The sequence below is a fragment of the Streptomyces zinciresistens K42 genome (assembly GCF_000225525.1).
Lineage (GTDB): Bacteria > Actinomycetota > Actinomycetes > Streptomycetales > Streptomycetaceae > Streptomyces > Streptomyces zinciresistens.
The window spans coordinates 1-3,250 of the sequence record NZ_AGBF01000368.1; the positions used below are offsets into that span (position 1 = coordinate 1).

The 3,250-nt window shown below is 57.5% G+C and carries 1 rRNA gene; it reads right to left on the reverse strand.

The annotated features are described in order from the left end of the window. Nucleotides 1-42: 42 nt before the first annotated feature. A 23S ribosomal RNA gene (locus tag SZN_RS36345) occupies nt 43-3,163 on the reverse strand. Nucleotides 3,164-3,250 lie beyond the last annotated feature (87 nt).

Genomic DNA, 3,250 nt, shown 5'->3' on the forward strand with positions numbered 1-3,250 from the left:
ACAGTCGTTGCCTCAGAACTGACACAGTGGACGCGAGCCTCTATGGACAAGCCCTCGGCCTATTAGTACCGGTCACCTCCACACGTTACCGTGCTTCCAGATCCGGCCTATCAACCCAGTCGTCTACTGGGAGCCTTACCCCATCAAGTGGGTGGGAGTCCTCATCTCGAAGCAGGCTTCCCGCTTAGATGCTTTCAGCGGTTATCCCTCCCGAACGTAGCCAACCAGCCATGCCCTTGGCAGAACAACTGGCACACCAGAGGTTCGTCCGTCCCGGTCCTCTCGTACTAGGGACAGCCCTTCTCAAGACTCCTGCGCGCGCAGCGGATAGGGACCGAACTGTCTCACGACGTTCTAAACCCAGCTCGCGTACCGCTTTAATGGGCGAACAGCCCAACCCTTGGGACCGACTCCAGCCCCAGGATGCGACGAGCCGACATCGAGGTGCCAAACCATCCCGTCGATATGGACTCTTGGGGAAGATCAGCCTGTTATCCCCGGGGTACCTTTTATCCGTTGAGCGACGGCGCTTCCACAAGCCACCGCCGGATCACTAGTCCCGACTTTCGTCCCTGCTCGACCCGTCGGTCTCACAGTCAAGCTCCCTTGTGCACTTACACTCAACACCTGATTGCCAACCAGGCTGAGGGAACCTTTGGGCGCCTCCGTTACTCTTTAGGAGGCAACCGCCCCAGTTAAACTACCCATCAGACACTGTCCCTGATCCGGATCACGGACCCAGGTTAGACATCCAGCACGACCAGAGTGGTATTTCAACGACGACTCCACGAACACTGGCGTGCCCGCATCACAGTCTCCCACCTATCCTACACAAGCCGAACCGAACACCAATATCAAACTGTAGTAAAGGTCCCGGGGTCTTTCCGTCCTGCTGCGCGAAACGAGCATCTTTACTCGTAGTGCAATTTCACCGGGCCTATGGTTGAGACAGTCGAGAAGTCGTTACGCCATTCGTGCAGGTCGGAACTTACCCGACAAGGAATTTCGCTACCTTAGGATGGTTATAGTTACCACCGCCGTTTACTGGCGCTTAAGTTCTCAGCTTCGCAACCCCGAAAGATCACTAACCGGTCCCCTTAACGTTCCAGCACCGGGCAGGCGTCAGTCCGTATACATCGCCTTACGGCTTCGCACGGACCTGTGTTTTTAGTAAACAGTCGCTTCTCGCTGGTCTCTGCGGCCACCCCCAGCTCAGGACGTAAAGCCCATCACCGGATGTGGCCCCCCTTCTCCCGAAGTTACGGGGGCATTTTGCCGAGTTCCTTAACCATAGTTCACCCGAACGCCTCGGTATTCTCTACCTGACCACCTGAGTCGGTTTAGGGTACGGGCCGCCATGAAACTCGCTAGAGGCTTTTCTCGACAGCATAGGATCATCCACTTCACCACAATCGGCTCGGCATCAGGTCTCAGACACAAGGTGCGCGGATTTGCCTGCACACCGTCCTACACCCTTACCCCGGGACAACCACCGCCCGGGATGGACTACCTTCCTGCGTCACCCCATCACTCACCTACTACCGGCTCGGGCCACCGGCTCCACCACTCCGGCCTCGTCCGAAGACTCAGCCGGCGGCTTCACGGGCTTAGCATCACCGGATTCAATGTTTGACGCTTCACAGCGGGTACCGGAATATCAACCGGTTATCCATCGACTACGCCTGTCGGCCTCGCCTTAGGTCCCGACTTACCCTGGGCAGATCAGCTTGACCCAGGAACCCTTAGTCAATCGGCGCACACGTTTCTCACGTGTGAATCGCTACTCATGCCTGCATTCTCACTCGTGAACCGTCCACCACTGCCTTCCGGCGCGGCTTCACCCGGCACACGACGCTCCCCTACCCATCACAGCGGGCGTTGGCCCTACATGCTGCAATGACACGACTTCGGCGGTACGCTTGAGCCCCGCTACATTGTCGGCGCGGAATCACTAGACCAGTGAGCTATTACGCACTCTTTCAAGGGTGGCTGCTTCTAAGCCAACCTCCTGGTTGTCTCTGCGACTCCACATCCTTTCCCACTTAGCGTACGCTTAGGGGCCTTAGTCGATGCTCTGGGCTGTTTCCCTCTCGACCATGGAGCTTATCCCCCACAGTCTCACTGCCGCGCTCTCACTTACCGGCATTCGGAGTTTGGCTAAGGTCAGTAACCCGGTAGGGCCCATCGCCTATCCAGTGCTCTACCTCCGGCAAGAAACACACGACGCTGCACCTAAATGCATTTCGGGGAGAACCAGCTATCACGGAGTTTGATTGGCCTTTCACCCCTAACCACAGGTCATCCCCCAGGTTTTCAACCCTGGTGGGTTCGGTCCTCCACGAAGTCTTACCTCCGCTTCAACCTGCCCATGGCTAGATCACTCCGCTTCGGGTCTTGAGCGCGCTACTGAACCGCCCTGTTCGGACTCGCTTTCGCTACGGCTTCCCCACACGGGTTAACCTCGCAACACACCGCAAACTCGCAGGCTCATTCTTCAAAAGGCACGCAGTCACGAGAATGTGCAAGCACACTCCGACGCTCCCACGGCTTGTAGGCACACGGTTTCAGGTACTATTTCACTCCCCTCCCGGGGTACTTTTCACCATTCCCTCACGGTACTATCCGCTATCGGTCACCAGGGAATATTTAGGCTTAGCGGGTGGTCCCGCCAGATTCACACGGGATTTCTCGGGCCCCGTGCTACTTGGGTGTCTCTCCAACGAGCCGCTGACGTTTCGACTACGGGGGTCTTACCCTCTACGCCGGACCTTTCGCATGTCCTTCGCCTACATCAACGGTTTCTGACTCGCCTCACAGCCGGCAGACTGTGAAAAAGAGATCCCACAACCCCCACGACGCAACCCCTGCCGGGTCTCACACGCCGTAGGTTTAGCCTCATCCGGTTTCGCTCGCCACTACTCCCGGAATCACGGTTGTTTTCTCTTCCTGCGGGTACTGAGATGTTTCACTTCCCCGCGTTCCCTCCACACACCCTATGTGTTCAGATGTGGGTGACAGCCCATGACGACTGCCGGGTTTCCCCATTCGGAAACCCCCGGATCAAAGCCTGGTTGACGACTCCCCGGGGACTATCGTGGCCTCCCACGTCCTTCATCGGTTCCTGGTACCAAGGCATCCACCGTGCGCCCTTAAAAACTTGGCCACAGATGCTCGCGTCCACTGTGCAGTTCTCAAACAACGACCAGTACACCGTCACACACCACTCAGTGGTGCTGCACCGGCGCCGGCA